General features: G+C 41.6%; 22 protein-coding genes and 1 riboswitch. Of the genes, 14 read left to right on the top strand and 8 right to left on the bottom strand.

Annotated features, from left to right (window positions below; translation table 11 throughout):
* Positions 1–136: 136 nt before the first annotated feature.
* Positions 137–856 carry a phosphoadenosine phosphosulfate reductase gene (gene cysH, locus WA1_RS02410; RefSeq protein WP_017741310.1) on the bottom strand — a complete coding sequence of 240 codons (720 nt, stop codon included), beginning with the start codon at positions 854–856 and terminating at the stop codon, positions 137–139.
* Between the two features lie 319 nt (positions 857–1,175).
* On the opposite strand from cysH, the gene WA1_RS02405 reads away from it, so the two are divergent.
* The 3 genes from WA1_RS02405 to WA1_RS02395 all read left to right on the top strand — a co-directional run bounded on the left by WA1_RS02405 (position 1,176) and on the right by WA1_RS02395 (position 5,941).
* Positions 1,176–3,584, top strand: coding sequence for an exonuclease domain-containing protein (locus WA1_RS02405; RefSeq protein ID WP_017741309.1), 2,409 nt, complete (start codon positions 1,176–1,178; stop codon positions 3,582–3,584).
* A 576-nt stretch (positions 3,585–4,160) separates the two neighbouring features.
* Positions 4,161–5,294: a DUF262 domain-containing protein gene (locus tag WA1_RS02400; RefSeq protein ID WP_017741308.1), complete on the top strand. Its 1,134-nt coding sequence runs from the start codon at positions 4,161–4,163 to the stop codon at positions 5,292–5,294.
* Positions 5,291–5,941: an MAE_28990/MAE_18760 family HEPN-like nuclease gene (locus tag WA1_RS02395; RefSeq protein WP_017741307.1), complete on the top strand. Its 651-nt coding sequence runs from the start codon at positions 5,291–5,293 to the stop codon at positions 5,939–5,941. Before WA1_RS02400 ends, WA1_RS02395 begins: the two co-directional genes overlap by 4 nt.
* A 232-nt stretch (positions 5,942–6,173) precedes the next feature.
* On the opposite strand, the gene WA1_RS02390 is transcribed toward WA1_RS02395, so the two are convergent.
* From WA1_RS02390 to WA1_RS56550, 3 genes are read right to left on the bottom strand one after another with little or no spacing between them, the layout of a single operon-like run.
* Positions 6,174–6,656: a PIN domain-containing protein gene (locus WA1_RS02390; protein WP_017741306.1), complete on the bottom strand. Its 483-nt coding sequence runs from the start codon at positions 6,654–6,656 to the stop codon at positions 6,174–6,176.
* The gene (locus WA1_RS02385) at positions 6,653–6,898 is read right to left on the bottom strand and encodes a UPF0175 family protein (RefSeq protein ID WP_017741305.1); all 246 of its coding nucleotides are present in this window, start codon (positions 6,896–6,898) and stop codon (positions 6,653–6,655) included. Before WA1_RS02385 ends, WA1_RS02390 begins: the two co-directional genes overlap by 4 nt.
* 31 nt (positions 6,899–6,929) lie before the next feature.
* Complete coding sequence (locus WA1_RS56550) at positions 6,930–7,073, bottom strand: hypothetical protein (protein WP_158516586.1); 144 nt, start codon at positions 7,071–7,073, stop codon at positions 6,930–6,932.
* 320 nt (positions 7,074–7,393) lie between these two features.
* Between WA1_RS56550 and WA1_RS02380 the strand changes: the two genes are divergently transcribed.
* From WA1_RS02380 to WA1_RS02350, 7 genes are all read left to right on the top strand, one after another.
* The gene (locus WA1_RS02380; RefSeq protein ID WP_017741304.1) at positions 7,394–7,807 is read left to right on the top strand and encodes a hypothetical protein; all 414 of its coding nucleotides are present in this window, start codon (positions 7,394–7,396) and stop codon (positions 7,805–7,807) included.
* A gap of 59 nt (positions 7,808–7,866) precedes the next feature.
* Complete coding sequence (locus WA1_RS02375) at positions 7,867–8,451, top strand: TetR/AcrR family transcriptional regulator (protein ID WP_017741303.1); 585 nt, start codon at positions 7,867–7,869, stop codon at positions 8,449–8,451.
* Positions 8,452–8,927: 476 nt separating this feature from the next.
* Positions 8,928–10,652 (top strand): pentapeptide repeat-containing protein, encoded by a 1,725-nt coding sequence (locus WA1_RS02370; RefSeq protein WP_017741301.1) that lies wholly within the window; start codon positions 8,928–8,930, stop codon positions 10,650–10,652.
* 31 nt (positions 10,653–10,683) lie between these two features.
* The gene (locus WA1_RS02365; RefSeq protein WP_017741300.1) at positions 10,684–10,977 is read left to right on the top strand and encodes a glutaredoxin family protein; all 294 of its coding nucleotides are present in this window, start codon (positions 10,684–10,686) and stop codon (positions 10,975–10,977) included.
* A gap of 119 nt (positions 10,978–11,096) precedes the next feature.
* Positions 11,097–11,717 carry a hypothetical protein gene (locus WA1_RS02360; protein WP_017741299.1) on the top strand — a complete coding sequence of 207 codons (621 nt, stop codon included), beginning with the start codon at positions 11,097–11,099 and terminating at the stop codon, positions 11,715–11,717.
* Between the two features lie 289 nt (positions 11,718–12,006).
* A complete protein-coding gene (locus WA1_RS02355) occupies positions 12,007–12,798 on the top strand; it encodes an RNA ligase family protein (protein ID WP_017741298.1) in 792 nt (263 codons plus the stop codon).
* A complete protein-coding gene (locus WA1_RS02350) occupies positions 12,795–13,961 on the top strand; it encodes an AAA family ATPase (RefSeq protein WP_017741297.1) in 1,167 nt (388 codons plus the stop codon). Before WA1_RS02355 ends, WA1_RS02350 begins: the two co-directional genes overlap by 4 nt.
* Before the next feature lie 373 nt (positions 13,962–14,334).
* Here WA1_RS02350 and WA1_RS02345 read toward each other — a convergent pair whose 3' ends face one another.
* From WA1_RS02345 to WA1_RS59295, 4 genes are all read right to left on the bottom strand, one after another.
* Positions 14,335–15,210, bottom strand: coding sequence for an effector-associated domain EAD1-containing protein (locus tag WA1_RS02345; RefSeq protein WP_017741296.1), 876 nt, complete (start codon positions 15,208–15,210; stop codon positions 14,335–14,337).
* 110 nt (positions 15,211–15,320) lie between these two features.
* Positions 15,321–15,491 (bottom strand): plasmid partition protein ParG, encoded by a 171-nt coding sequence (locus tag WA1_RS54545; protein WP_017741295.1) that lies wholly within the window; start codon positions 15,489–15,491, stop codon positions 15,321–15,323.
* A gap of 209 nt (positions 15,492–15,700) precedes the next feature.
* A complete protein-coding gene (locus WA1_RS02340; protein WP_017741294.1) occupies positions 15,701–17,215 on the bottom strand; it encodes a group II intron reverse transcriptase/maturase in 1,515 nt (504 codons plus the stop codon).
* A gap of 631 nt (positions 17,216–17,846) precedes the next feature.
* The gene (locus tag WA1_RS59295) at positions 17,847–18,626 is read right to left on the bottom strand and encodes a lectin OAA family protein (RefSeq protein WP_017741293.1); all 780 of its coding nucleotides are present in this window, start codon (positions 18,624–18,626) and stop codon (positions 17,847–17,849) included.
* 109 nt (positions 18,627–18,735) lie between these two features.
* Here WA1_RS59295 and WA1_RS02330 point away from each other — a divergent pair, with 109 nt between their 5' ends.
* From WA1_RS02330 to WA1_RS02320, 4 genes are all read left to right on the top strand, one after another.
* Complete coding sequence (locus WA1_RS02330; RefSeq protein WP_017741292.1) at positions 18,736–18,915, top strand: hypothetical protein; 180 nt, start codon at positions 18,736–18,738, stop codon at positions 18,913–18,915.
* Complete coding sequence (locus WA1_RS62055) at positions 18,896–19,015, top strand: DUF2795 domain-containing protein (protein WP_473163453.1); 120 nt, start codon at positions 18,896–18,898, stop codon at positions 19,013–19,015. The genes WA1_RS02330 and WA1_RS62055 overlap by 20 nt, the downstream gene beginning before the upstream one ends.
* Positions 19,016–19,269: 254 nt before the next feature.
* Positions 19,270–21,720: a glycoside hydrolase family 31 protein gene (locus WA1_RS02325; RefSeq protein WP_419183582.1), complete on the top strand. Its 2,451-nt coding sequence runs from the start codon at positions 19,270–19,272 to the stop codon at positions 21,718–21,720.
* 585 nt (positions 21,721–22,305) lie between these two features.
* Positions 22,306–22,506, top strand: a riboswitch (cyclic di-AMP (ydaO/yuaA leader).
* 159 nt (positions 22,507–22,665) lie between these two features.
* Positions 22,666–23,943: a glycosyltransferase gene (locus tag WA1_RS02320; protein ID WP_017741290.1), complete on the top strand. Its 1,278-nt coding sequence runs from the start codon at positions 22,666–22,668 to the stop codon at positions 23,941–23,943.
* Positions 23,944–23,993: the final 50 nt, after the last annotated feature.

Genomic DNA, 23,993 nt, shown 5'->3' with positions numbered 1-23,993 from the left:
CACATTTGGGATGCTCCTCAAAATAGTGTTTGTACCTAACAAAAAACGAGCCCTCAATTGATGGCAGTTCCACCCGATTGAGGACTTATAGAATTCCTACATCCCTTTTAAAGGGATGGGATTCTTTGGAATCTGATTAAATATGAATTCCACACTCTGTTTTACCAGTTCCCCGCCAGCGTCCAGCACGCTCATCTTCACCATCAGCGACTCGGGTTGTAATAGGCTCATCACCAATGCTTGGATACCCTTGGTCATGTAAAGGGTTATAAATAACACCATGTTCGGTAACGTATTCCCAAGATAACTGGCGTGTCCAATTGGCTAGAGGATTTATCTTCAGGCGCTTGTTACCATCCAATTCAAAGATGGGCATATTGGCACGGGTGACAGCTTGATCGCGACGGCGTCCGGTAATCCAAGCAATGGTGTTAAGTTCAGACAGACCTCTTTGCAAAGGCTCTATCTTGGTAACTTCATGGAATTTAGCAATATCTTTATCCCAAAGTGCTTCCCCATATTTGGCGACAAAGGCTTCGCGACTGTCTACATCAGGAGTTTTGTAAACTTTTAAATCCAGGTTGTAGATGTCTTTCGCTTTGGCAACAAGTTCTAGTGTTTGTGGGAAGTGGTACAGGGTATCCAGGAAGATAACAGGGACTGGATGCTTGAGTTCTCGATACAGAATATCGGTAATAATTATGTCATCGACGTTGAAAGCACTGGTTTGCACCAGTCCAGTGAGGTTATTTTGCACAGACCATGCCAGTATTTCTCTTGGATGGGCAGTCTCAAATCTTTCATTTAACTTGTCCAAGTCGAGAGTGGTACTTTGGGGTCTAAACGCAGTGGTCATAATTTTCCAGTCCAATTGTTCCTAGCTTGAATGTATCCTAATTTTACACCACAATGGCACATAACTTGGTCGGAATTCTGTAAAAGCTATCTTCGGTACATTGCACAACAGATCTGGTTAAAATTTTCTCTAATATAATTTTCAATTCAATTAAGTACTAATGTACTCCATGAGTAAAAAAATTTCTCTGTATTTTTCCGGATTACAGTTAAGCGCAAGTGTATCTAAAATGTATAAAATAACATAATACTTGCCAAGTAAAACATATGTTCTTACTTGACATTAGTGAAGAGATCGCAAAAGCACGAGTTGGGGTGAGATGGACTTTGTCGTTCTTGATACTGAAGGCAACCCAGAATTAAGCGAACTGGCGATCGTGGATAGTCAAGGACGCGTGATTTATGAAGCGTTTTCTAGAAATCATCCCAATAACGCTTTTCATTTGCCTAACCTCAAAAGTCTCACAACTCTGCTGAGTGAATTTCTAGCTATTGTTCGGGGTAAGAAAATAGTTTGCCATTATGCTCAGCATGATATGGAAGTACTCCAGTCCAGTTTCCGTAAAGTTGGTTTGAATTTGCCCAACCTAGAGTTTGAGTGTACTTGGGTAAGAGCAAAAAATTACTGGTTGGGCCTAGAAAGTTACTCTTTGGAGTACCTAAGTAAATATTTAAATTTACGGGTTAATAACCGCTATTTTATCCGAGATATGGCTCATGCTGCCCGGTATGATGCTGAATTTACCTATTACCTTTATCGCCAGTTAATGATGGAGCAATTAAAACAGAAGCCCAATCCCTTTAGTAGTAGTCGAGTTGACACCCCCTTTCAAAATCATCCTGATTCCCCCGATACCTATCACCAAGAGTTTGTTACCCTTGAGTCAATACTGACCGATATCAAACTAGACTCAAACCGTCAGAGTAAAGGGGTAGTCGTGATTGGAGAACCTGGCTCAGGTAAAACTCATCTGATGATGAGATTAGCCCAAGCGCGATTATCTAAGAACCGACTGCTTTTTATCCGTCAACCCAACCATCCTAAGTCAGTGCTGTACCATATTTACAGTCGGATTTTGGAGTCTTTAGTCGAGCGAGTTGGAACATTTACCCAGTTAGACTATTTAATTGTTAATAGCTTTCATAAAATTGTTGCTACTCTCCCAAGTCTTACCAATAAAGACCAGGAAATTCTTAAGGCATTCAATTATAAAAATACAGATGCCCTGGGAGGAGAAGGAACTCAGCGCAAGCGAGATTACTGGCAGCACATTGAGAAACGATTCAATGAATGGTGGGTTAAGTACTACTCTGCTGGAGGTTTTGCAACTTCGATCCTCAAGGGAATTATCAAGTATTGTAGCTACACCGATCCTCGACGAAAAGATATTGCGACTCGTTGGCTGGCAGATCAGATTTTATCAGATGATGAGGCAGAAAAAGTTGGTCTACCGAACTGGGGGGAAAACCTTAGCCAAGAAGCATTTTCTTTAGAAGCTATTTCGGTTCTGGGTAAACTATCTATTCTTGATGAACCTTTAATTATCATCTTCGATCAGCTTGAAGGATTGGGACTTCCTCATAATCGCGAGATATTGCTGAATTTTGGGGAAACTATTAAGGAGATTTTCACTCATGTTCCTAATAGCTTGATTATCCTCAATATCTTTCCCGATCGCTGGGAACAGTTTAAGACTAGTTTTGACAACTCCATTATTGGTCGGGTATCACAGTACCAAATTCATCTACAAACACCAGATATTAAAGAACTCAAAGCAATTCTTAGAGTTAAGCTTCAGAGCGTGAATGTTCCTCTAGAGCAGATATTCTTCCCAGAAGACCTAGAGGATGTTCTCGAACAAAAATCCATCCGGGTGGTTTTAAACCGAGCTGCTGAGTACTACAACTACAGGGTTCGTCAAATTCCCTTACCTGCTATAAGGGAAAATGTTCAAAAATTAGATGGCAATGAAAAACTAGAGCAACAGTTGCGAGTCGTCCAGCAACAGCAGCAGGTATTGACGGAAGTCTTTCTGAATTTAATACAGGAAATACAGAAACCTGGTTCGGTTGACATGATAGACCTGCGTCAAAAGCTTGTTCCTGATGTTAAGAGTCAAGAGCAGCAAATAGAAGAATATGTGGTTGAATATCTAACTCAAAAGAAAGCTTTTCTTGAACAGCAGTACGTTAATACTCCCATTATTTCTGATTCGGATGATATAGGTAAATTAAAGACCATTGCTGAAGCTTTCAACCAGATAAAACCTATTAAATTGACTTTGTATCGGCTGGGGAAACGAGTATTGCCAGAGCATATTGTAATAGAGACTAATCGCAAAAACTATGTCATAGGATTTCTGCAAATTCCTCCAAACACCACATCTTTTACTAGTCGAATTAGTAATTTTAATGAGATCGTCTGCTTGCATCCTCAAGACCAGTTTGGTTTATTCCGGGATGAGCGCTTAACGGAAATTAAGGGTAAGATAGCTCAAGAAAGAGTAGAACAACTAAAAAATTCTCGAAATGGGAAATTTGTTTTATTCAGCAGGCATGATAGGATTCACTGGGATTTGACTTATCAATTAATTATCGACATTCAAAATAGAGATTTGGATGTCGATTTAGAGTCAGCTTTAAAGGTGTTTGTCACCTACCCTAAATGGTATCACTGGCTGTTTACCATGTTTGGCTTTAGTGAACCTGTTGCACAAACAGTGAGATGACCGAATAATTACTAGTTCGTAATTCGTAATTAATGGTAAAGTTAGGAATTACGAATTATTTTGACATCCTTTACATTTTGAAGCGTCGCCAACGCGAATGCAATCTAACTTTTCACGGGAAGTTCTCAAACTACGAAACAGCGTTGTTTTTCTATAGCCTTATTCTCAATAGTTTTAGATTATTGAAAATAACTAACAAAAAATGAGGACTTGGCGAAACCCTTAAAAGGTAAGTGTGGGTAATGAACTGGATTTTATTATGTTATACATCTGCATGAGTGCCATTCCGTTACCCAAAACAAGTACTAATAACAGCTATGGTCATTATACAGAGTAAAATCAACTATTGACTGAGCTATTCTAATTTCTAGAGCATTGATACAGTAATTCCAAAAACCCGGTAACTTTATCGTTGAGCATACGACATATCAAGCTTGACCACAGAGAGAAAGCGGGTTTTTTGCCCCCTTTTTGACTACTGTACCGGCGCTCTAGCACTCAATTCGCGATAAAATATCTAAATATTGCAGTTCTGCAAGAATAGTTAACTTAACAACACCTATAATATTTTAACCCATGTCTCTACAAGAAGAGATTGACAAAACAAGGCAAGAAATTCGGACAGATGGCTACTCAATGTCTATTGGCGAGTGGATTAGTCTTTATGAGAACAATGAAATCGATATTCATCCAGATTTTCAAAGGTTTTTTCGTTGGTCAGATCATCAAAAATCAACTTTTATAGAATCAATTCTTTTAGGCATACCGATTCCGCCAATTTTTGTTAGCCAAAGAGATGATGGTATTTGGGATGTTATCGATGGCTTACAGAGACTGTCAACTATATATGAATTTGTGGGTATCTTTAAACCCGATATTCAAGAACAAGATATCTCATCTGCTCAAAAACGAAATAAACTTTTGTTTGCTTTACAAAAAACCACATATTTACCTTCCTTAGCAGGGAAAAAGTGGGACGATCCAGACGATAAAGAAAACTCTTTAACTCAGGCACAACGTTTATTGATAAAGCGAGCAAAAATCGCAGTCAATATTGTTGAAAAAGAAAGCGATCCAATGATTAAATACGAGCTGTTTCAACGACTAAATACAGGAGGCTCAATTGCAACACCACAAGAAGTAAGAAATTGCATTTTGTTGATGTTGGATAAAGATTTATATAAATTGATGCGTTCACTTGCAGATCGTGAGGCGTTTAAAAGCTGCATTGCTTTGAGTGATAGACTTTATGAAGAACAGTATGATATGGAACTAGTATTACGTTTTATTCTTCTATTTGATAAAGATGATAACAGCATTCAAACTTTGGGTGGAGATGTAAGCGTTTTTTTAACAGATAGAATGCGTGACATGGCTTTTGAAAAAGATTGGGATGGCAGTCATATAGAGAGAGCATTTGATGTGACATTCAATATTCTTAATGAAGTTATGGGAGATAATAGCTTCAAACGATATAAATCTGAGAATGATAGATTCCTTGGAGGATTTTTATTATCTGCATATGAGGTAATAGCACTAGGAATTGGATACAATTATCAAAATGTACCTCCAACAGACCAAATATCTGAGCGGATAAAAAATATTTGGTCAAACCCAACATATCAAAAATGGTCAGGAGCAGGAGTGAATGCGGCAAGACGTTTACCCTATCTTATTCCACTTGGTAGAAAAGTATTTTCACCTTTATGAGCATCCGAACTGCTGAACAATTAAGTGATAAGCTGTCTACTGACCTTGCTTGGCGAAAGAAAGAACTTTCAGAAATCAAATCTTTGGTAGAAGCGAAAAATGTTTCTGACCAAAGACATAAAGTATTACTCCGGAGTGGAATATGTATGCTCTATTCCCACTGGGAAGGTTTTGTTAAATTAGCAGCAAACTCTTATTTAGAATATGTAAGCTCAAAAAAGCTTACCTATAAGGAACTTTCTACTAATTTTTTAGCTTTGGCAATGAAAGATAAACTTAAGGAAGCAAAAGAAACAAATAAGCCATCATTGTATATACCTGTTTGTGACTTCTTTGTGTCGGAATTAAATCAAAGATGTATTTTACCTAAAGATGTTATATCGACTGCATCAAATCTATCTTCGGAAATTTTAAAAGAAATAACTTATATTCTTGGAATAGACTTTTCACTCTACTCTACTAAATCAGTGCTAATTGATACTAAACTTTTAAAGACAAGAAACGAAATTGCACATGGTAATTATTCGTCGTTTGATAAGGGTGAATATATAGAGTTACACTTAGAAGTTATAGGGATGCTTGATACATTTCGTAACCAGATAGAAAATGCAGCTATCCAGAAAAAATATATGCAGATTTCAACTTGATTCAACTTGAGAAAATCCTCTGATTTGTGTGTGAATCAGCTTAAAAGCGGGAAAACCTGGAAAATTCTAAATTGTCGATTTCATTGGACTTTTTGCAAAAGTTGAAAAACAATGAATAATTAACCGCAGATGGACGCAGAAGTACGCTTGTCTGAGAGCAGAAGAGGAACAAACAACCTTACTGGGTATGGAGCCGAACGCATTCTTTCCACCAACACAGGAGCGATCAGCATCACTCTCCGGCTAATTGTAATAGCTCTGCGTACAATTGTTCCCGAATCCAGAAGTCGTTAGCAATCAAATCGTCTAATAGTGGCTGTATCAACGGAATTAATCCCTGTTGTTTTGCTGCTAGCAATATCCCCAATATTCCAGTTACCCGAAGACCCAACCTAATTGCTTCATTTCTACCTCTTCGTTCATCTACAATCAGGCGATCGGCATTTAATTCGATAGCAAGGGTAATAGCTTCTGCTTCACCAATGTCTAAATTATTTTGTAAAGTTTGAAGCAAAGTAATATTGGCAACAGAACGAGTTTCAATCCAGTTTACAGTTTGAATCGCCAAAACAGCAGGGTCTGTCTCGCCAGAATTGAGAATTTCCTGATAAACTGCTGTAGGAATAATTACACTACTGTAAAGTTGTTGCAATAATTCTAATTGACCGATAGCAGCCAAATTACTAATAGGTGATGTGTCGCTAACTACAATCATCGCCAATTATTTGCTTCCAAACTTTTTACATCCTCTCTGAGTTCGGCAATATCGTAATGGAGAGGAATTTGGCGACTTGCAAGTAAGCGTTGAAACTGGAGTTGATTCATTTTCGCAAAACGACTTGCTTGACCTAAAGTAAATTTTTCCTTTTGAAAGAGCATCACTGCAATTTCAGTCAATAACTCAAGCTCAGACATTTGGGTTGTTTGCAATACTTCATCTGGAATAATGATGCTCATAGCTTTCGGGATTAATTGAAAATTCTAAATACTAGGATAGGCGATTAAGATAGGGCTTAAAACTGGTGCAATCTGTGATGAGTTGCCCATATCGAGAGCAAGGTTTACCGGATAGCACTAATCGTGCTTCCTCAATAGAAATGTTTGAGGGTAGTTCTACTGTTAGTTGATTCATGCCTGTATCTCCTAACTTTATTCTCATACCAGGATAGAGCACTACCACTAACCATAGCAGATTGCAATTGAATTAGGTACACATCCGCGTTTATCCGGTACAAGGTGCGCTTCCTCAACTATTGCACCCAATTGAAAACTAGTGTCATTTAGAATGACCAATCCGGTTAAGATATGACTCTAGCAAACCAAATTTCTTTTATTGACTAATTATTCAGTCATAAATTAGACTATATAATATGGCAGTGATTCACATTCAAAGTGCAGCTTACCTTTGCATATGTTCTGCTGCCTATGCCATTCAGGTGTAGTGGTAGGAATATGAACTTACACCATGAAATTCAAGGCAAAAGCGATCGCTTGTGTTGCTTCACAGGAGTAAAACAACGTTGCGCGATCGCAAAGGAGGAATTTATGGTTTGGCAAGAATTAGTTCAAGGCACGGATGTATGGAGATCTGAGTATAGTGTTCCTGGTTACAACCAAGTTAACGCTTTCGCTGTTCTCCTTGACGAGAAGACTCTAGCTGTAGTTAGCCCACCAATGAGGATGTCTGAAGAGGATTTTGCTGCGATCGAGCAGAAAGGTCGTGTGGCTGCAATTATAGCACCGCATTCCGGGCATGACCTCGGTCTAGCAGAGTGGCAAGCCCGTTACCCTGTTCTTGTGGTACGGGCGGGGACGCCCGTACATTCCTCAGAGGGCGGGCGAGGACACCCACCCCACAATATGTAGTTGTAGTGTATTAATCTGAAAATTGCTGTAATTACCGACTTTCTGAGCAAGTAACAAGAATGCCTCGCACCCCAGCCGAAAACGATCGCATCCGCCGCGCCACCACTGAGCAAATTCTCAAAACGGCAATGAGTTTATTCTGTGAGAAGGGCTATCACTCAACGTCGATTGAGGATGTTGCCAAGCAAGCGCAAATCTCCAAAGGATTGCTATATCATTACTTCAAGGGCAAAGAAGATTTGCTAGCGGCGATCGTTGATATGCGTATCAATGATGTGTTAGAAGTCATGAATGCAGCAGTAGCAAAGCCAACGCCTGCAGAACAAATCCAGCATATTGCGGAAGGAGCGTTAGAGGATGTGTGTCGCAAACCGGAAGTGTTTCGATTTTACCTCAATCTATTCACCCAACCGAAACTCGATCCAATTGTGGCAAAATACAGCCAAAAATTGATGGATGAACAAGCCAGACAGTTTGAAGTGCAGACTGAGATTTTTCGCAAGCTTGGGGTAGAAAATCCTCGCCTGCGATCGCTCTACTTTTCCTCCACCCTGCAAGGCATTATGTTAATGTTTTCGACCTATCCCCAGAGTTTTCCCCTGGATAAAGTTAAAGCTCAGGTGATTGCAGAGTTTTGTGAATAAGTGAATGCGCCTACTACCTTCTACTCATCATAGTATTAGCAAAAACTGAAGATTTTATTAACTTAAGTAAACGTTTTTTAAGTTTTAGCATGATTTGATTTAATTTATGTGGCAGTACTGATATCTTTAAAAAAATATCTTAGAAGCAAAGGTTTAAAAAAATGAAGGATTCAAAAACTCCAAATCCAGTTGGTGTATCAGTTGCAATGGGAGCTTTGGTTGTGCTGACAAGTGCTGGAATTATTACTATCATGAGCCTCTTCTAGGGCAAAAAATTTAAAATTTCATAAAAAACTTTACAAAAGCCCCTCCAAAAAATGAGAGGGGTTTTACATTTGGAAACAAAATTTTAAGGGACTGGTGATTGGGAACAAACTGATCTAGAGAAGCATCTCTTAGGGGAAATAGCTTTTCAGATACATCGGTATCTAGCTAAGTCAGTCAGGTATTATCCTGGTTAAGCGCAAGTCATGGTAATGTTTACATCAACGACTCCCTATAAAAAAAGTATTAAAAAGGTTTTCGCTACTATCGCGTTCTTTGCCCCAATATTAGTAGCGGTTCCCAGTTATGCTGAAAAACCAGAACACGTTAAACAGCTAACGGAAACTAACAGATGTTCTAAATGCGATCTCAGCTACACTAACTTCAGCCGGAAAAATCTCGTTCGTGCTGACCTCTATGATGCTAATTTAACAAGTACAGACTTAAGTGGTACAAACTTAAGTGGTGCTGATTTGAGAGATACTGAGTTAAAAAGTGCTAATTTCTCCCGAGCAAATCTATCTCGCACTGACTTGAGTGGTGCTAATTTAAGTAATGCCGATCTCAGTGGTGCTAACTTAAGTGGTGCAGACCTCAGAAATGCTAATTTAAGCAATACAAATTTAAGCAAAGCCGATCTCAGTGGTGTCAATCTTAGTCGAGTGACTCTCACTAACGCGGATCTTCGGGGTGTGCGGTTGGATAATGTCAACCTCAATGGGGTTAGTTTTGATGGGGTGAACTTGAGTGGCGTAGATTTGAGAAATGTGAATCTTATTGGTGTGTCTCTCAATGGTGTTAACCTCAATCGGGCAAACTTGGAGAGTGTTAACTTGAGAGGCGTACAGTTGAAAAATGCTAATCTCAGTTATGCCAACTTCCGCCGTGCGGATTTGAGTAATGCCAACTTGCAAGGAAGTAACTTGCAGTATGCCAATCTTGATAACTCTGACTTGAGTGGCGCACAACTGGCGGGGGTGAATTTTAGGGGCGCAACTCTGCTTGATGCGGATCTCAGGGGTGCTGATTTAGATACTGCTCAGTTACCAAGTGACGGTTTTATTGCAGAAGCTCCTGATTTTACAAGATGGGGAGATAATCGGTATAAAAAGAGCGATTATAAGAATGCGATCGCTTACTACAATCGCGCAATTGAAGTCAATCCTAAATTTGCGGAAGCTTACACCAGTCGCGGTCTTTCTAGGAGCAGTTTGGCAGACGATGAGGGTGCGATCGCCGATTATAATAAAGCCATAGAAGTTGACCCCAAGTATGCTAGAGCATACAACAGTCGGGGATTAACGCGCCTCGACCAAAAAGATTACCCAGCCGCTTTGTCTGATTTTAACAAAGCGATCGCTTTAAATCCTAAATATGCCGATGCATATAGCGGGCGAGCAACAATTTACCGCATTCAGAAAGATTATGCGGCGGCGATCACGGATGCATCTGAGGCTATTCGCCTAAATCCTAAATTATTTGAGGCATATAATAACAGAGGTGTGGCTCAGTATGCCCTGAAAAACTACACTGCAGCAATTAAAGATTTTGACAAAGCTATTGATAATTCTAAAAATTGGGCTTGGGCGTATTTCAACCGGGGGCTGACTCGCCAAGCTTTGGAAGATTACAGGGATGCAACCAAAGATTTCGATCGGGCTATCGAGCTAGATAGTGATTATACTGAAGCGTATTATCAACGAAGTGTTGCCCGCTTTGCTCGGAAGAAGTATGATGATGCAATTAAGGATTGCGATCGCGCGATCGAACGCAATCCCAAGTATGCAGAAGCGTTTGAAAACAAGGGGAATTCTTTGTTGGCTTTGAAAAAAGCATCTGAAGCTAAGCAAGCTTTTGAGCAGGCTGCAAAAATCTACAATCAGCGAAATGACGCTAGTGGTTTAGAGAGGATGCAACAATTGATTGCTGGGCTGTAAGATAGGAGAGCGTATCAGTTTAATTGAGGCAATGCGATTAATTTTGTACAGCAAGCCGGGATGCCATTTGTGTGAGGGTTTGCAAGAAAAGTTGGAACAAATTGTGGAGATGCAAAGTATTGCGTCTCTACAGTTGGAAATTCGGGATATTACGACTCGTGATGATTGGTTTCAAGCTTATCAATATGAGGTGCCGGTACTTTTTTTTGTAAACCGCAGAGGCGCAGAGGGCGCTGAGGAAGAGGGGAGAGAGGAGCTTTTACCTCGTCCTTCTCCTAGAAGCTCGGTGCAGCAGTTGGAAAAAACGCTTCAGAAGTATGTTTGACTACCAAGTAAACCGTATTTAATGGTATAATGTCCGGCTGATTGCTTGTAGTTGCGACGCATGCGAAGACAGCGCAACTACTAACCTAATAAATAAATCAGTGTTTATCTGAATTTGATATGACGCGCTCTTCCTACGACCAATTTGTCAAAAGCTATCTCAAGGAGTTATTGCAGCCTCTGGGTTCGATACAGATTGCTCGCCGATTGTCAGAGTATGTGGAGATAGATGTTTGGTTTGTACCTCATGAATCACCACCTGTGGCAGATGTTACAAAGTTGGGCTTATTGGGTCGATTTGCTTCTAAGGCTGCAATTTTTGAAACTTTCCGCGATGAACCGGATGAGATGGATGTTTCTAACTCTCTGCTGAAGTTGTTAAAGATGCTTGATAAACTTGAGCACCAGCCTAGCCAAAACCAGCAACGGGTTGAAGAAACTAATTTACCCAGACTGTGGGTTCTGACACCAACGGCTTCTTCTGAGTTGATAGAAGGATTTAGGGCTACACCTAAGAAGAGGTATTGGTCACCTGGGGTATACTTTTTGGCGAAATCTTTTCGGTCAGCAATAGTGGCTATTGACGAGTTACCTGAAACAAAAAAAACACTTTGGTTAAGAATTTTGGGTAAGGGGAAAGTTCGACAACAAGCAATTGATGAACTGAGAGCACTTCCAGAGGATGAGCCTTTACGCTCTAAGGTGTTGGAGTTGCTGTCAACAGTGACCAGTGACCAGTGACCAGTGACCGGTGAAAGTCCGAAAAATTCCTTTAAGATAGTGAAGTAAATAATATAAAAATATCTACCTCTTGGAAATTTGCGGTAACGGCATATGTAGTCTCAAATCTCACTTCAGTTATCAATCTAGCCCTACAAATCTATTTGCGTGGCACAGTGTTGTTTGGGTTCTTAAGTTAGTTCCGATCCCCGACTTCTTCAAGAAGTCGGGGATCTAGCAGCCCCTCACAATCAATGTGGTCACGTACTAATAACTGTTCGCTGAAGATTACCGTTGCCAAGGTAGAGAAATGACAAAACAAATTTACAAATATCCGCGTACCCATCATATTGAGGGTTCGCGATCGCAACCTGGAGATGAAGACCTTGATAGCATTCCTTTTAGTGCCATACAACAGCAGTATGTAGTCGTCGAAGAAAAAGTGGATGGGGCAAATGCTGCTATTAGTTTTGGTGCTGATGGTGAAATTCAATTGCAAAGTCGGGGACATTATCTCACGGGGGGACAGAGGGAAAAGCACTTTAATCTGTTCAAACAGTGGGCAAATACCCATGCTGTTGCTTTTTGGCAGGTGTTGGGAACTCGTTATATTTTGTTTGGTGAATGGCTTTACGCCAAGCACACTGTGTTTTACGACGCTTTACCTCATTACTTTCTTGAGTACGATGTGCTGGATTTAGAAAAGCAACTATTTCTTAGTACGTCTAGCCGCAAGCAGTTATTGGTTGGGTTACCTTTGGTTTCTGTACCCGTGCTGTTTGTTGGGGAACTCTTATCTTACAAACAACTGATAGGATTGCTGGGCAATTCTCATTACCAAACTCCCAATCATTTAGAACGCTTTCAGGAACTTTGTCAGGAACGGGGATTGGATGTGGAACGTTCTCTCAAACAAACTGACCAAACAAATCTTATGGAAGGTTTGTACATCAAGGTCGAACTGGGAGCTATGGTAACTGCTCGCTATAAGTACGTTCGTTCGAGCTTTTTAACAACTATCCAGCAATCAGATGGGCATTGGCTCAACCGCCCCATTATACCTAATATTCTGCGTCCTGATGTCGATTTGTTCCAATCATGAATACCTCTGTTTCTTCAATATCTTGGTCGTTTCCTCACTGTCCTGAGGAAACGAACTGGTCAATCAATTGGTCGGCGCTGGAATCTGAGTTTGACTGGCTCAGTGCTCTGGCTGACTGTCCTCAAGACCCCCGCTACCATGCTGAGGGTAATGTTTTGATACATACACGTTTAGTATGTAAAGCATTGGTTGACTTACCTCAATGGCGTTCGCGTAGCGGCTGCTTTGCAGCATCGCTACCTCCAAAGGAACGCTCGGTTCTATTTGCGGCTGCTTTGTTACATGATGTTGCAAAACCGGCTGCGACTCAAATAGAAGAAGATGGTGCTATCTCCTCTAAAGGTCATGTCCTACAAGGAGCAAAAATGGCACAAGAGATTCTCTGGAATTTGAATGTTCCTTTGAGAGAACGGGAAGCAATTGTTGCTTTGGTGAAATTTGGTAGTTTGCCTTTGTGGTTTTGGGATAAGCCCAATCCAGAACTGTCTGTTATCAAAGTCAGTCAAATTATACGCTGCGATATGCTGGCAATGCTTGCTGAAGCTGATGTTCGGGGGCGTTACTGCAATGACCAAGTGCAGTTGTTTGAGCGTATTGAGTTCTTCCGCGAATTTTGTCAGGAAAATATGTGCTTGGAGCATCCGCGATTGTTTTCATCGGCTCACAGTCGGTTTGTTTATTTTCAAAAAGAGAATAGCTACCCGGATTATGACGCTTATGATGATACTCGCTTTCAGGTTGTTCTCATGTCAGGATTGCCTGGTTCTGGTAAGGATACTTGGATTCAGGAAAATTTGGTAGACTCGCAAGTGATTTCTTTGGATGAATTGCGAAAGACAATGGGTGTTGATCCAGAAGATGACCAAGGTGTTGTCGCCAATCAAGCAAAAGCGATCGCTAAAGAATATTTGCGATCGGGACAATCTTTTGTGTGGAATGCAACGAACCTCAGCCGCCAGTTACGCGGGATGTTGATTCGCCTGTTTTCTAGCTATCAAGCAAGGGTTCGCATTGTTTACTTGGAAGCGCCTTGGGATGAGTTGTTGCACAGAAATCGCGTTCGCAACGCCGTAGTACCTGAAAAAGTGCTTTACCGAATGAGGAACCGTTTGGAAGTTCCTAATATTATTGAAGCGCAACAGGTGGATTGGGTTAATCTGTAAAGTTCTGTCTTGCATAACAGCAAAATAGACAGCAGTTTTCAAGGTCTAGAACCACAGCATTTTCTTGTGGTACGGGCGTCCTCGCCCGTCCCTCTCCCACCCACACAGACGGGCAAGATGCCCGTACTACAATCTATTAATCTAAAACCTGCTGCAATTACAAGGATTAGTCACGCATGTTTCACTTTGTGCTTTTTCGCAAAGTTAGACATGAATGGTCGCTCAAAAATTAAATAAAACAAGTAAGCAACAAGTAGCGATACTGCTGCACCTATCAAGTAAGATGCAGCAGCAAACGTAAACGGTGTCGGCTATTTCTGCTGCTGCTATCTGCTGATATTGCTTGTAGTTTTGCTTTTGAATTCGACTAGTCTTATCGTTTTTTCAAAACTGGTATTGACCCTTGTGAAAGGCTTTCCATCTCAATAGCAACCATACCTTCATCAAAGGCGCGTTGAAACACATCTTGATTATTGGAAATTTTATAACCCAGTCCATCATAAAACCCTTTAGCAAACTCAATCGCTGCACCGTCTTGGATTGGGTTATTCATACCGATCGCATAATCAATGTATTGGCTAATAGCGACAGCAGGTTTTTCTGAATGACAAGCGTTAAGCAGTACGCATTTCACATAATCGGAGTGCAATTTAAATAAAGATGCTAAACCGGATGGTGCTACTGGCTTATCATTACCCCCATCATCCTCTAAAAGCAAACTGCCATCTTCCAAACCATGTCCGCAAAAATGCACAATAGATGGCTGTTCTTCTGCAATTGCTCTGCGAATATCAGCTGGGCGTACAGCAGTTCTTATCTTGATTTCAAATAAATCTCGATTGGTAGCTCGTCGTATCGCTTCTTCTATTGAGCGAATTTCTTTATCCAAACGTAAGCCGTGGGGAATTGCTGCTAGGATTAATATTTTTTGTGGCTGATTGCTTTGTCTTTGGGGAATGTTAGGAGGTGTTAGAGGAGCGCGATTTGGCAGTCCTTCAGCAATAGCCCGCAGTCTTTCGTTTCCTGGGTTTGAATTATATGCAGCACGAACTAAATCTTCAACCCATCCCTGAGCATTTGCTGTTTGTATTAATTTAAAAACAATATCTTGTAAACTTCCTTCACCAGCAATAGCTTTGAGATTTTTATCTAATTCATATGCTAACATTCGCTCCAGGGATGCTGTATCAGGGAAAGCATCAATTAAAGCGTCTTGTAGTTCTCTACGTTGTGGACCGGATAAACTCATATTTATGAATCCCTTATATTTTTACTACAACGAGTGAAATTGTTGTGGCTGGGGCTCCCAATGCCATGACAGAAGAATTCGTAGTTAAAAGTACAACTATAAATGACAAATTACTGAGTGGCTTTGTCTGTTGTCATAGATTCACCACCAGATGCGGGCGCATTGTTGGCTTTTAACCATTGCTCGATTAACTCTGCTACGACTTGACTCATTTTCAAGCCACGAATAGCGCAAGCTGCATGGAATTGTTTTTTGAGGTCGTCCGCAATACTAATGTGCATAAGCGCTACATGATAATGGATATAAATATGATTGGCACAAAACAACAAATGTACAAACCCATATTCTCATAGGTGCAAGCAGAACCACGATTTTGCACTTTAAGTGACGATATAGAAATAGTAGGTTGGGTCGAGGGAGGCTATTACACCTCGCCCCTCCCATTTAGATCCGGACGTGTAACTTTCGCTACATCCGGCTCTCGATATTCTTAGTGTTTTGACTTTTGCCCCATGTGTATATAATCGTGACAGCTTTCATGGATTGCTGCCAGATTATTTTTCCGCCAATTACTGTGATTCCCATCTATATGATGTAGGTGAACCCTCTCATCAGACAGAAATTTCATTCCACAGGCGGCACAGGTATGGTTCTGCCGTTTTAGGGCAGCAGAGGTTTCACCATCGTATAGCTTACTATTGCGATCGCTCCAGTAGACTAAGTCACCGTCGAATGGGGATTTATTCCGTTTGACTATGACATGGTTATTTTCGGAGTAAGGGACTGAAGGGAACGCTTTATCTAGTAATTTCTTGCTAGAGTAGCGGTTCTGCTTTGATTCCTTGTTGAATACCTTATATGCCCTGTTTGCGATGTGATATAGCGAGAATTTCGATCCATCCATCTTGCAGTAGCGGTGGTAGTTCCTCCAACCTCTGACCACAGGTGCAAGCTTGATTGCTTTCACAGTAGCACCATAGTTTGAGTTGTTGATTATGGCTTTAACCTTCTTCCGGAAAGCTTTGAAATTGTCCTCTGAAGGATAACTTCTGAATTTTCCGTTGCTTTGCACTTTAAAGTGCCAGCCTAAGAAGTCAAATCCATCTGTCGCTTTGGTCAGTTTGGTCTTTTCTTCACTAATCTCCATCCCTCTATCAGCAAGGAACTGGCTAATCTTTCCGAGTATCTTGTCTGCCTCATCCTGTGGTTTGAGTATTATTACCATGTCATCTGCATATCGTACAGACTTGTGGATTTCCTCAATCCCGTTTAAGGAGATGTTTGCCAAAAGTGGGCTGACAACGCCACCTTGCGGTGTTCCCTGTTCCGGGAATTCTGGGTTGACCCCTGCCTTGAGGCATCGGAATATACCGAGTTTTATGCTTTTTGGGGCAATGAGTCTGTCCATGATTGCGCTGTGGCTTATCCTGTCAAAGCACTTTTTGATGTCTAATTCTATGACTCTCTTTTCTATCCCATTGCTTTGTGACCGCAGGTGGTAGAACATGAATTTCTGTGCATCATGCGTCGATCTTCCTGTCCTGAACCCGTAGCTGTGAGCGTGGAATGTGGCTTCGTGGGCAGCCTCTAGAGCGTATTTCACCAGACATTGCCAAGCGCGATCGCTCATTGTGGGTACTTTAAGAATCCTGGTTTTGCCGTTCTTCTTTGGAATGGGAATTTCACGCAGACCTTGGTGTTGCCACTGTTTCCCGGATTTCCTTAACTCCTCTGCAAGTTGAAAGCGTTGCTCGAATGAGAGCTTTGCTATCCCGTCAACCCCCGGTGTCTTTTTCCCCGCGTTAAGCTGGGATACTTGTCGGATTGCCAGCATAATTGCTGAGGTGGACTTCAGAATCAGTTTCTGTAGAGACCGCGCTTTCCGCAAATCACCAACACAAACGGCTTTATAAACTCTTTTTTGTAGACGGAATAAGTTTTGGCGGAATTTCTTCCACGGCAACCTCTTCCAGGATTCACTAATATTGCTACTGTGTCTAATCATGTGCTACTCCAATTTGTTTACTCTGAATACCTCAACCCAATTACGGGTTGTCCTACCCGTATTGGGAGATTTCCGCGTCTCGTCTCGCCTACAAGGGTTCGACCTATCCTTGACTCCCAATCCGTTTTTATTCGTTCCTCCGGTCTGATATTTTGCCCCGTAGGTGTAACCATTTCAACCACTGAGTTCCCCGGACTCGTGCCGTTAATGATAAGACTTGCGGCGGGAATTATGCCTCAGTTAAGTCGGGCTTTATCAGTTGCGCCCCGCTTGATTTTAGGTTGCTTTTTTAGGTTCTATTTTCACCTTAGGATTGCCCCCCATTAACGCCAGTGTCAACCCGCAACGGTTGTCTGGTTGCGTCCTGTTCCCAGCTTCAGCCTCCAAAATTCCGAGTTTGGTCACTGTGGGCAGATCGGGATTCACGCCTGAGTCTGGCGGGTAGGGTTCTCACCTACATCTTTGACCGAAAGTTCAGGAATCCTCCACTGAGGTTTTTCATCCTGGTCCAGCTTATGTATTTAGCTGTCAACGAATCGCACCTTATCCAAATCTACAAATGTACAATCTATGATTCCAGAGAAAGTTTTGATCGTCTGTTTCCAGACTCCACTTTGCTCTCACCCAACCGCTAGATCCGCTCCCTCTGACCGTTAAAACTAATCGGTCCCTCACCAGAGTAAGTTATGGTGCCATTAAGAGTTTGTCCGCCATCGTTAGATTTCACATCAATCGCGACGACTTGCTGGTTAGTACGGGAACCGATTACCCATATACCCCCATCATTCCAAGGAGCTGCATCTCCCCCCCACTGGTTTTCGACCTTGTAATCATTATTACTACCAAAGCGGGTAGCCCGAAAGCCAATCGGTCCCTCATCAGAGTAAGTCATGGTGCCATTGAGGGTTTGTCCGCCATCGTTAGACTTCACTTCGATCGCGACGACTTGCTGGTCAGTACGGGAACCAATCACCCATGTACCCGCATCTTGCCACGGGGCAGACGAACCACCCCATTGATTTGTCACTTGATACCGATTCCGATTGCTCATTTGAAATACTTGGCTTACAGGTTGAGCAGGCGGATTATTAGGCGGGTTGGTATTCACTGAAGGCTTGTTATTGCTTGTACTAGGGGTTGGATTATCTGCTAGCAATTCAGTGGCGATCTCTTGCAAGAGTAGGTTTCCAGAGTTGGAATTCTTTGCCGCAAGAATTAGCTCTTCAAACCATCCTTGAGTTTCTGCTGTTCTGATTAATTCAAAGACAATAACTTCTAAATTACTATCTTTAGTAATCTGATTTAGATTTCTATCTAGCTCGAAATATAACAATTGCTCAAGCGATGATTTTTCCGGAAAAGCTCCGATCAAAGCATCTCGTAGTTTTTTGCGCTGCTCTTTAGTCGGCATTATATTTTTCAATATCTGAATTCCGTATAGCAATGTGTTGAATGACAGTTACATTGTAATCTCAAAAGTGGCACTCGCTCATGGGAGTGCGGCATAACCAAAGGGTGCGATGGTGCGAAAGCAATCGCTTCCTTACCGATGCGATGCTCGAACCGCCTTTACAAAGATTTACGATAAAGTCGAATTAATCTTTGGTTGTAGTAGCAAAGCGCTTACGGCGATCGCATTTAATAAAAACGCTCAAATCTCTAATTTCTATCTTAGGATAGATGTCATTAAAAATATATAGAGTAAATCACGTACAGCTACAGAAACACTTGAATGAAGTTCAATACCCGTCGAGCAAGAAAGACTTAATTATTTATGCTGAGGAAAAAGGCGTTGATTAAGGAGTTCTTCGGGCTTTTAAGCATTTGCCCAATCAGCAATACCAAACACCCACTGATGTGAGCCAAGCAATTGGCATTTTAGCATAAATTCAGAGGGTTAGGTCGTTGAGATCCCCGACTTCTTTAAGAAGTCGGTGATCTCAAGCCTTTGTTGCGCTAAATTTTCACTCCTCAAGCAGATACATCTGACAGAGTATTTTTGTTATCTTTAAGTTCTTAATTGTTTACGGAACTCCCCTCAATACCGAAATTCTATGATGAACAGTCTTAAAGAAATTCACCTAAAAATAAAATTCTTTTGGGGTTCCCTCTTTTACTTCAAATACACGCCTCATGCACTTCTTTATTCTCGCAAAAGAGACAATATAGAACGCAAATTTTTTAAGCGTTCTACAGAAAAAGGATTTAACCAACCTGGAAAAATCATTCGTACTGAACTTACAGAAAGAGGTGCTAATTTCTATTTTGAACTGGCAGAATTACAGATTTGTTTTCTTACTGAAGATTTTGTTAGAGTTGACTGGAAACCTGGAATACCACCTATTTCTTATGCTATTGTCCAACAAGATTGGCAGGAAGTTAAAACTCAATTGGAAGAGATAGAAAATGGTTTCTCTATATCCAGTGCTAAGCTAAAAGTTTTTGTCCAAGAAGATGGTAGTCTAAAGTTTTGCGATTCTTCAGGACAAACGTTACGTGAAGAATTGCCTCCCTCTCGTAAAAGTGAAGGATGGTTACATCAAGCAAAACTGCGACAAGAAGAACAAATATATGGGCTTGGGGAAAGGTTTTCTTCTCTTAACTTACGTGCTGCTAAAGATGAGAAACAACAACCAAAAACATATCGGATGTGGAACTATGATGCTGCAGGTATGTATGGTCCTGGTTCAGATCCAATGTATTTGTGTATTCCCGTGTATTTGAGCTTATATTCTTCTGGCAGTTATTTGATTTTTTATGAAAACTCTTTTGATGCTAATTTTACCTTTGGGGAAACTGCTGTTGCTGATTTTGAAGGGGGATCGCTGCGTTATTATTTTACTTATGGCGTACCCGCTCAACTTTTAGAACGCTATACAGAGTTAACTGGACGCGCAGCTTTACCTCCTCTTTGGGCTTTGGGTTATCACCAATCTAAATGGGGATATCGTACAGAAGAAAAGATCCGAGAAGAAGCCCAAGCATTTCAAGATCGCAATTTACCTTTAAGTGCTATTCATTTAGATATCGATTGTCAAGTTGGTAACAGAGCATTTACTATCGATCCCGATCGCTTTCCTAAATTAGGAAGTTTTACACAAGAACTCAAAGAACTTGGGGTGCAGTTTATTGCAATTCTCAATCCAGGGATTAAGTACAGCCGTCACAGTAATTTATTTCTAGAAGGTCAAATACTGGATGGCTTTTGCAAACTCCCCAATGGTAAACTTGTTGTTGCACCTGTTTGGCCTGGTTGGTGTGTATTCCCAGATTTTACTAACCCTAAGGTTCGTGGATGGTGGAGTCGGCAATATCAGTATCTGCTAGATGTGGGAGTTGCAGGTTTCTGGCATGATATGAATGAACCAGCTGCTTTTATTGCTTGGGGCGATCGCTCACTTCCTAAGGTAACGCAGCATTATATGGAAGGCAGGGGCGGGGATCATCGCGAAGCGCACAATGTCTACGGGTTACTACAGGCAAAAGCAGCATACGACAGTCTGTGTCAATACCATCCCCAACAACGCCCTTTTCTTGTTTCTCGTGCAGGATGGGCTGGTCTTCAACGCTACGCCTGGACTTGGACGGGTGATGTAGAGTGTACCTGGGTTGCCTTGCGTACAACTATAGCAACAGTAGTAGGTTTGGGGCTTTCTGGTATTCCCTACAGTGGACCTGATATCGGTGGTTTTCAGGGTAATCCTAGTGCTGAACTTTACTTGCGATGGTTCCAAATGGCTACCTTTTTCACGTTCTACCGCACCCACTCTTCTAATAATGTGGAACACCGCACACCTTGGACTTATGGGGAACCTTATTTAAGTATTATTCGGCAATTTTTAGAACTTCGTTACCGATTGCTTCCCTATTTCTATACCTTGTCTTGGGAAGCCACACAAAAAGGTTATCCTCCCGTGCGTCCTGTTTTTTGGTCTGCAACAGATGAACCTGCACTCTGGTCTGTGGAAGATGCTTTCTTCTTGGGTGATGCATTACTCGTTTGTCCGATTGTGGAAGAAAGGGCGCGATCGCGACAGGTTATTTTACCCAAAGGTCATTGGTATAATTTTTGGAATGATGCAGTTCTGAAAGGTTCCCAACAAGTCACAATTGAAGCACCCCTAGAGCAAATTCCCCTGTTGGTTTTAGCAGGAAGTATTTTACCAATGGAGGAAAAAAAGCAACTAATTCTTCATATTTACCCGCCTGTAGAAGGAAACAGTGAGACTCTTCTCTACTCTGATGCAGGTGATGGCTATGGAGAATCAAGGCTGGATAAGTTTTGTATGACACGTTCTGAGAACAATCTAGAAATCACTTGGACAGAAGAAGGGAAATATCCTTTCGCCTTTATATCAGTCAGCCTGCATCTACATGGAATCAAACCACAACAAGCTTGGGTTGATGATAAAGAAGTGACTTGCACTGGACAAATACTGGAGTTTGAAGACTCGGAAGGGCTTGCGATCGGAAATCGCTTCCATAAGGTTCGCATTCAGGTTTAGGGTTTGGAAACCAGAGCGTCGGTACAGTATTTCAAAAGGGGGCAAAAAACCCGGTTTCTCTCTCTTAGAAAGCTTGATATCTCGTTTGCTCAACTCGAAGAAACCGGGTTTTTGGGATTAGTGGACTGACGCTCTAGCGGGTTAGGGATTGGGTAATTCTAATTTCTTAACCTTCGATACCTACTCCTTACTCCCTACTCCCTTTTTTGAGTCTCTCCCTAAAGATAGAAAAATTTGAATGTTTGCTACAACAAAACGGATGAGAAAGTAATTCATATAATTTTATTTATAAAAATAATATATACCTATGCTAACTTATGTTAAGCGTTTGCAATTTATTTCTACGAGGGATATATCTTAGATGGTAGTTGTACTTAATGATCGTTTATGTATAACTTGTTGTACCAAGCTAGCCTTGTTAAACAGTTATATTCAGAATTATACAGCTTGCAATAAAACGGTTTGGAGTATAGCAATGCTTGTTGCTAGAGGAAGTCATTCTTAAAAAAGGTTGACTTAGACGGTGGTTACGCGTTAGATTCTTAACATATCTAAATCAGTCTGCCTAATTCACGGTTTGCCTTAGACACAGTGTTCCCTGAGGTAAGCCTGGAGCGGAGGAACCAACCTTGGGGCTAATCTTTTAAAAGGATAAGGAATCAAGTATCGAGGATAAATGAGAACTTGCCTTTCACACTTCATCCGACCTACTGAATCCTTACGAAAGAGGGACATCTCTCAGTCCTAGCCCGTCAGCTAACTTCGTCGGCATTGAGAAGAGACTGAACGAGCAGCATTCTTAACAAGTAATGCCTTGTTCTCGTCGGTATCCTTGGCTGGTATCTGTGCGCTTCGTTGTACCTGCCCTTAGCTTTGGGGAGGAGTCACACTACCTCAACTTAGGTATCTGAGGCAGGATAGATTGCCATGTGGTGAAGTTTAACTATGCTACTGACAAAAAAACATCGCATCGCTTTGATTTCTGTGGATGGAGATCCGGCTGCAGAAATAGGACAAGAAGAGGCTGGCGGACAAAACGTCTATGTCCGTCAGGTAGGTTATGCGTTAGCTCAGGAAGGTTGGCAGGTGGATATGTTCACTCGCCGCAGTAGTTCCGAGCAGGCTGCTATTATACAACATGGAACTAACTGTCGAACAATTCGGTTGACGGCAGGTCCAATGGAGTTTATAGGTCGGGATAGCCTACTGGAGCATCTACCTGAATTTATCGCAGAGTTTCAAGCATTCCAGCAGAAGCAAGGTTTTCAGTATCCTCTTGTTCACACTCACTATTGGTTGTCTTCCTGGGTGGGTATGGAACTGAAAAAGCGCCAACCATTGATTCAAGTGCATACATACCATTCCTTAGGAGCGGTGAAGTACAGCACTGTTTCTGACCTACCAGCAATAGCTAGTATCCGACTGGATGTTGAAAAAAATTGTCTGGAGAACGTAGAGCGAGTTGTTGCTACCAGTCCTCAAGAACAGGAACATATGCGGAAGCTAGTTTCCACTCTTGGACGCATAGAAGTCATTCCTTGCGGTACGGATATTGATAAATTTGGATCGATTCAACGGGCTACAGCACGTCAAGCATTGGGCATTGCTCCTGATGCGAAGGTGGTGCTCTACGTTGGTCGCTTTGATAAACGTAAGGGCATTGAAACACTTGTCAGAGCTTTTGCAAAGTCGAGTTTGCACTCTGTGGCTAACCTACAGTTAATTATTGGGGGTGGTAGCCGTCCCGGTTATAGTGATGGCATCGAGCGCGATCGCATTGCCAGCATTGTATCTGAACTTGGATTAGACAATTGCACAGCCTTTCCAGGTCGGCTTGATGAGACTGTTCTACCCTCTTACTACGCTGCTGCTGATGTGTGTGTAGTCCCCAGTCACTACGAACCTTTCGGTTTAGTGACCATTGAAGCGATGGCTAGCCGAACTCCAGTGGTGGCAAGTGATGTAGGTGGATTGCAATTTACAGTGGTACCTGAGGTGACAGGATTGCTTGCTCCTCCCAAAGATGAAGATGCTTTTGCCCTAGCTATTGACCGCATTCTAACCAATCCAGAATGGCGGGATCGGCTTGGTGAAGCGGGTAGACAGCGTGTAGAAATTGCTTTCAGCTGGCAAAGTGTTGCCTCCAGATTAACTCATCTTTATACTCATCTGTTGCCTGAAGTTGTAACCACACAAGCGAGAACACCTCAGGTTGTTGCTTAATTAACGCTCAGTTATCACTTGAACCAGCATTCCTTAATAAATTTATGAAG

It is taken from the genome of Scytonema hofmannii PCC 7110 (genome assembly GCF_000346485.2).
GTDB lineage: Bacteria > Cyanobacteriota > Cyanobacteriia > Cyanobacteriales > Nostocaceae > Scytonema > Scytonema hofmannii.
This window is presented reverse-complemented; position numbering and strand designations above follow the sequence as displayed.

Bases quoted from the DNA above. Each gene is read 5' to 3' on its own strand.
- cysH (WP_017741310.1), bottom strand. From the start codon at position 856: ATGACCACTGCGTTTAGACCCCAAAGTACCACTCTCGACTTGGACAAG.
- WA1_RS02405 (WP_017741309.1), top strand. From the start codon at position 1,176: ATGGACTTTGTCGTTCTTGATACTGAAGGCAACCCAGAATTAAGCGAA.
- WA1_RS02400 (WP_017741308.1), top strand. From the start codon at position 4,161: ATGTCTCTACAAGAAGAGATTGACAAAACAAGGCAAGAAATTCGGACA.
- WA1_RS02395 (WP_017741307.1), top strand. From the start codon at position 5,291: ATGAGCATCCGAACTGCTGAACAATTAAGTGATAAGCTGTCTACTGAC.
- WA1_RS02390 (WP_017741306.1), bottom strand. From the start codon at position 6,656: ATGATTGTAGTTAGCGACACATCACCTATTAGTAATTTGGCTGCTATC.
- WA1_RS02385 (WP_017741305.1), bottom strand. From the start codon at position 6,898: ATGAGCATCATTATTCCAGATGAAGTATTGCAAACAACCCAAATGTCT.
- WA1_RS56550 (WP_158516586.1), bottom strand. From the start codon at position 7,073: ATGAATCAACTAACAGTAGAACTACCCTCAAACATTTCTATTGAGGAA.
- WA1_RS02380 (WP_017741304.1), top strand. From the start codon at position 7,394: ATGAACTTACACCATGAAATTCAAGGCAAAAGCGATCGCTTGTGTTGC.
- WA1_RS02375 (WP_017741303.1), top strand. From the start codon at position 7,867: ATGCCTCGCACCCCAGCCGAAAACGATCGCATCCGCCGCGCCACCACT.
- WA1_RS02370 (WP_017741301.1), top strand. From the start codon at position 8,928: ATGTTTACATCAACGACTCCCTATAAAAAAAGTATTAAAAAGGTTTTC.
- WA1_RS02365 (WP_017741300.1), top strand. From the start codon at position 10,684: ATGCGATTAATTTTGTACAGCAAGCCGGGATGCCATTTGTGTGAGGGT.
- WA1_RS02360 (WP_017741299.1), top strand. From the start codon at position 11,097: ATGACGCGCTCTTCCTACGACCAATTTGTCAAAAGCTATCTCAAGGAG.
- WA1_RS02355 (WP_017741298.1), top strand. From the start codon at position 12,007: ATGACAAAACAAATTTACAAATATCCGCGTACCCATCATATTGAGGGT.
- WA1_RS02350 (WP_017741297.1), top strand. From the start codon at position 12,795: ATGAATACCTCTGTTTCTTCAATATCTTGGTCGTTTCCTCACTGTCCT.
- WA1_RS02345 (WP_017741296.1), bottom strand. From the start codon at position 15,210: ATGAGTTTATCCGGTCCACAACGTAGAGAACTACAAGACGCTTTAATT.
- WA1_RS54545 (WP_017741295.1), bottom strand. From the start codon at position 15,491: ATGCACATTAGTATTGCGGACGACCTCAAAAAACAATTCCATGCAGCT.
- WA1_RS02340 (WP_017741294.1), bottom strand. From the start codon at position 17,215: ATGATTAGACACAGTAGCAATATTAGTGAATCCTGGAAGAGGTTGCCG.
- WA1_RS59295 (WP_017741293.1), bottom strand. From the start codon at position 18,626: ATGCCGACTAAAGAGCAGCGCAAAAAACTACGAGATGCTTTGATCGGA.
- WA1_RS02330 (WP_017741292.1), top strand. From the start codon at position 18,736: ATGGTGCGAAAGCAATCGCTTCCTTACCGATGCGATGCTCGAACCGCC.
- WA1_RS62055 (WP_473163453.1), top strand. From the start codon at position 18,896: ATGTCATTAAAAATATATAGAGTAAATCACGTACAGCTACAGAAACAC.
- WA1_RS02325 (WP_419183582.1), top strand. From the start codon at position 19,270: ATGATGAACAGTCTTAAAGAAATTCACCTAAAAATAAAATTCTTTTGG.
- WA1_RS02320 (WP_017741290.1), top strand. From the start codon at position 22,666: ATGCTACTGACAAAAAAACATCGCATCGCTTTGATTTCTGTGGATGGA.